The organism is Caballeronia sp. (assembly GCF_049581465.1).
Lineage (GTDB): Bacteria > Pseudomonadota > Gammaproteobacteria > Burkholderiales > Burkholderiaceae > Caballeronia.
In genome coordinates this window covers 1-5,037 of sequence record NZ_JBAUSA010000556.1, presented here as the reverse complement: position 1 = coordinate 5,037, position 5,037 = coordinate 1, and the positions used below count along the sequence as shown (strand labels likewise).

Genomic DNA, 5,037 nt, shown 5'->3' with positions numbered 1-5,037 from the left:
TTACTGGACCAAGCACGTGCTCCTCAATTCGATCGTGCAGCCACAACAGTTCGTGGAGATCGGCGAGGATCTGGCCAAGGAAGTGGGCGTGGTGGCGGGGGACCGCGTGAAAGTATCGTCGAACCGTGGGTATATTGTGGCGGTCGCGGTTGTGACCAAACGTATCAAGCCGCTGATGATCGAAGGAAAGAAAGTACAGACGGTTGGATTGCCGTTGCACTGGGGGTTCAAGGGTCTTGCGAAGCCCGGCTATCTCATCAATACGCTGACGCCTTCCGTGGGCGACGGGAATACGCAAACGCCCGAGTCCAAGTCGTTTCTCGTCAAGGTCGAAAAGGCTTGAGGAAAAGAGATGGCACTCCAATCGCTGGATATCAAGCGTCTCTCCGCCACCACGCTGCCCGAGCCGCAGGTTCGCGAACCCAGTACCGGGACCGTGGCCAAGCTGATCGATGTGTCGAAGTGCATCGGCTGCAAGGCGTGTCAGACGGCCTGCATGGAATGGAACGATTTGCGTGATGAAATCGGCGATACAACCGGCGTCTACGATAATCCGCGGGACCTGACCGAACATTCGTGGACCGTCATGCGGTTCTCCGAGTACGAGAATCCTGACGGCAATCTCGAATGGCTGATCCGCAAGGACGGTTGCATGCACTGCGAGGACCCCGGCTGCCTGAAGGCGTGTCCGTCGCCGGGCGCGATCGTGCAGTACACCAATGGCATCGTGGATTTTCACGAGGAAAACTGTATTGGTTGCGGCTATTGCGTGACGGGTTGCCCATTCAACGTGCCGCGCATATCGAAGAAGGACAATCGCGCTTACAAGTGCACGCTATGTTCTGATCGCGTGGCGGTCGGGCAGGAGCCGGCTTGCGTGAAAACCTGCCCGACCGGCGCCATCATGTTCGGCACGAAAGAGGACATGAAGCAGCAGGCCGCGGACAGGGTCGTCGACCTGAAAGAGCGTGGCTTTGAGAACGCAGGTTTGTATGACCCGGCAGGCGTCGGCGGCACGCATGTGATGTATGTGCTTCATCACGCGGACAAACCCACTCTCTATCACGGCTTGCCAGAAGATCCAAAGATCAGCGCGATGGTGTACGTTTGGAAAGGTCTGGCGAAACCCCTGGCGCTTGCCGGGATTGCAGTCGCGGCGCTGGCGGGCTTCTTCCATTACACCCGGGTCGGTCCGAACGAGGTGTCGGAGACAGATGAAGTAGACGCGCTGAGGGAAGCCGAGGAACTACGCCGTTCGCGGGAGCAAACCGATGGAAGACCATGACCTGAAAGACGTGAAGGGAAACAGACTGATCGTGCGCTATACGCCTAACGAGCGCACGAATCACTGGATCACCGCCATCACGTTCGTGCTGCTGGCGTTGTCCGGGCTTGCCATGTTTCACCCGGCGATGTCCTGGCTATACGCCATTTTCGGCGGCGGGCAATGGACACGCATCCTGCATCCGTTTGTCGGCTGTGTCATGTTCCTTTCGTTCCTGATCCTTGCCCTGCGATTCTGGCGTCACAATTACCTGGATAAGATGGACATCCAGTGGATGAAGCAAATCGATGACGTCCTCAATAATCGTGAGGAAAAACTGCCCGCGATAGGTAAGTACAATGCCGGACAGAAGCTGCTGTTTTTCACAATGGTCGTATGTTTGCTCGCGTTGCTGGCAAGCGGCATTGTGATCTGGCGGCGGTATTTCTCAGTCTATTTTCCGATCGAGATCATCCGTTTCGCTGTGGTGGTTCATGCCGCGGCAGCGTTCGTTTTGATGGTCGGGATCGTGGTGCATATCTACGCGGCCTTGTGGATCAAAGGATCGATTGGCGCCATGACGCGGGGCACCGTGACATATGGATGGGCAAGAAAGCATCATCCGCGATGGTTTGAAGAGATAATCAGGAAGTAGGAATTCCGACTTTTGATGCATTGCAGTCCGAGCAAAGGACCGACCGTGGTTCAACGCATCCTGGCAGCCGGTGATATCGAGTCGCTCGATCAATCGGCCGTTCCCCGCATTCGGACGCCTGAGCGCGCGAGCATCTTCATGGCTCGCGCTACTCGATTGCGCCAGCTTGCCGACCGGGGGAATCCTATCGCGGGTTATTTGCGCCTGATGGCGGGGCTCGCGGACGCGCAGCAGGCGATTATGCGGGGCTTTAAGGCGAGGGCGCCTAGCGCCGAGTCGATCGCCACCGCGCAACAGCACTCAATGCCCTTGATTCCCGCGCTATCGGGTGTGCGCGATCCGGCCTGGCGCGACGTTCTAATCAGCTTGCTAGACAAGATAGAGGCTGCCGCGCCTCTTACGCCGACGCTTGAGCAACTAATAGAGAAATTAAGATCGCTCGACGCCGCAACACTAGACGCACAAGCCGACGCGATCTTTGCCCAGCGCTTCGCCGAAGTGGATCCCGCTAGCGCGCCATTTATCGTGGCCGCGTTGCAAGTGGTCTGGACCGATCTTGCCGCCGATATTGACCCCCGCGAGATTCCGTATCTGGAGACGCCCGGCCTGTGCCCGATTTGCGGCTCGCATCCGGTCGCGAGCACGGTACGGCTTGGCGGTGCGTATGACAATTACCGCTTCCTTCAATGCGGGCTGTGCGCGACAGAATGGCATATGGTCCGTTCGAAATGTTCGAACTGCGACTCGACGAAAGGCATCGCGTACCACGCGCTCGGAACGCCGGATGCCGACACGCAGACTAAGGAAGCTGAATCGAAAAGAGCGCTGCTTAAGGCCGAATCGTGCGATGAATGCCACACGTATCGAAAGATTGGCTATCAGAATAAGGACTACGATTTCGACCCGTTTGCAGACGACCTCGCTAGCCTGACACTCGATCTGCTGATGGGCGAGGAAGGATACAGGCGGGCGTCGCCGCATCCATGGCTGTGGCCGGAACAAGTCGACGAGGAAGAGAGATCGGCCTGACGCGTCCAACTAAGAGGGATCGACTTGTGAGCGATGTATCGAGCGCCGAATTGCGGGCGCTGATGGCGCGTGTGCCATCAGTCGAGAAGGTGATGGCGTCGCCCGAATTTCTAATGCTGGCAGCGGAGTTTGGCCGTTCACAAGTACTGGCCGCGTTGCACCACGCCCTTGAAACCTGGCGCGCGGATGCACAGGCCGGTCAAGCGTCCGTGGCTTCGCTGGATACAGCGCCCCTCGCCATATCGGTTGGAGAGATGCTTCGCGATCGCGCCCAAGCGAGGTTGCGCAGCGTGTTCAACCTGACCGGCACCGTGCTCCATACCAATCTCGGCCGCGCGTTGTTGCCTGTTGAGGCGCTCGGCGCCGTGGTCACCGCGCTCACGCAACCGATCAACCTCGAGTTCGATCTTGAAACGGGCAAGCGCGGAGATCGCGACGACCTGATCGACGAGCTTATTTGCGAACTCACGGGCGCCGAAGCGGCGACCGTCGTGAACAACAACGCAGCTGCTGTGCTGCTCACTTTGTCGGCGCTCGCGTCGAAGAAAGAAGTGATCGTGTCGCGCGGGGAACTGGTGGAGATCGGCGGCTCGTTCCGCATACCCGACATCATGAGCCGGGCGGGCGCAAAACTGCGCGAAGTCGGCACGACGAATCGCACGCACCTGAAGGATTACGAGCACGCTATTGGCCCGCGAACCGCGATGCTGATGAAGGTCCACGCCAGTAACTACGCCATTAGTGGCTTTACGGCAGAGGTCCGCGTGGATGAGCTGGCGCCGCTCGCCAAAGCGCGTGGTTTGGCGGTAGTCGTGGACCTCGGCAGCGGCACGCTGGTCGACCTGACGCAATGGGGATTGCCGCGAGAAACGACAGTACGTGAAACGATTGCGGCGGGTGCCGATCTGGTCACGTTCAGCGCCGACAAGCTGCTTGGTGGCCCGCAGGCCGGCCTGATCGTTGGCCGGCTCGAGTTAATTCGGAAGATCAAGAAGCACCCGCTCAAGCGCGCGTTACGCGTCGGTAAACTGACGCTTGCCGCGCTTGAGCCCGTGCTGCGTTTGTATCGCACACCTGAGAAACTGGCGGAACGCCTGACCACGCTACGCGTGCTGACACGTCCTGCCGACGCAGTGCGCGTAGCGGCCGAGCGCGTTCAGCCCGTATTGCAACGAACCGTCGGCGAGCGGTACGCGGTGGCGATCGAACCAATGTTCAGCCAGATCGGCAGCGGTGCACTGCCGGTCGACGTATTGCCCAGCTACGGCCTCGTCGTCAGGATGGCCGATGGCAAACGCGGCGGCCGTCACTTGCTCGCGCTCGAAAAACGCCTGCGCGAGCTGCCGCGTCCAATAATCGGCCGTATCGCCGATGACGCCCTGCGCCTTGATTTGCGTTGTCTCGAAGCGGGCGACGAAGCTGAACTCGTTGCCCAGTTGTCGGGTGTGCAGGGATGATAGTCGGCACGGCGGGCCATGTCGATCATGGCAAGACTACGCTGGTCCGCGCGCTGACGGGCGTAGACACCGACCGGCTGAAAGTAGAGAAAGCGCGCGGCATTTCGATCGAATTGGGCTACGCGTACGTGCCGCTTGATAACGGCGACGTGCTAGGCCTGATCGACGTTCCCGGCCACGAGAAACTCGTCCATACGATGACGGCGGGCGCGAGCGGTATCGATTACGCGCTGCTGGTGATTGCCGCCGACGATGGCGTGATGCCGCAAACGCGCGAGCATCTGGCGATTCTGCGATTGCTCGGGGTCGAGCGCGGCGCGATTGCTGTGACCAGGATAGATCGCGTGGAACCGCAGCGAGTGCGCGAAGTGCATCGCGAAATCGCGACGTTGCTCTTTGGAGGCGCGTTGCAGGACGCGCCGGTTTTCGACACCAACGCCACGCGGGCCGATGATCCTGGCGTGGCCGCGTTGAACGCGCATTTGCGAGCGGTGGCGGCGCAATGGCCGACGCGTCGCGACGACGGCATGTTTCGGCTTGCTATCGATCGCGTTTTCACGCTCGCTGGACAAGGCACGATCGTGACGGGCACGGTCGCCGCCGGGTGCGTACGAGTGGGCGAGACTTTGCTG

The 5,037-nt window shown here is 60.0% G+C and carries 6 protein-coding genes; all 6 read left to right on the top strand.

The window, feature by feature from the left end; all coding sequences use genetic code 11:
- The coding region (locus WCA53_RS13725) for a molybdopterin dinucleotide binding domain-containing protein (protein ID WP_423911000.1) at positions 1 to 343 on the top strand (343 nt) is incomplete at its 5' end.
- 9 nt (positions 344 to 352) lie between these two features.
- Entirely contained in the window at positions 353 to 1,285 is a 933-nt protein-coding gene (fdxH, locus tag WCA53_RS13720; RefSeq protein ID WP_423910996.1) for a formate dehydrogenase subunit beta, read from the top strand.
- Entirely contained in the window at positions 1,272 to 1,919 is a 648-nt protein-coding gene (locus WCA53_RS13715; protein ID WP_423910993.1) for a formate dehydrogenase subunit gamma, read from the top strand. The genes fdxH and WCA53_RS13715 overlap by 14 nt, the downstream gene beginning before the upstream one ends.
- Before the next feature lie 45 nt (positions 1,920 to 1,964).
- The gene (gene fdhE, locus WCA53_RS13710; protein ID WP_423910988.1) at positions 1,965 to 2,948 is read left to right on the top strand and encodes a formate dehydrogenase accessory protein FdhE; all 984 of its coding nucleotides are present in this window, start codon (positions 1,965 to 1,967) and stop codon (positions 2,946 to 2,948) included.
- A gap of 26 nt (positions 2,949 to 2,974) precedes the next feature.
- Complete coding sequence (gene selA, locus WCA53_RS13705) at positions 2,975 to 4,405, top strand: L-seryl-tRNA(Sec) selenium transferase (protein ID WP_423910983.1); 1,431 nt, start codon at positions 2,975 to 2,977, stop codon at positions 4,403 to 4,405.
- On the top strand, positions 4,402 to 5,037 hold a 636-nt coding region (locus WCA53_RS13700), incomplete at its 3' end, for a GTP-binding protein (RefSeq protein WP_423910980.1). The genes selA and WCA53_RS13700, both read left to right, overlap by 4 nt.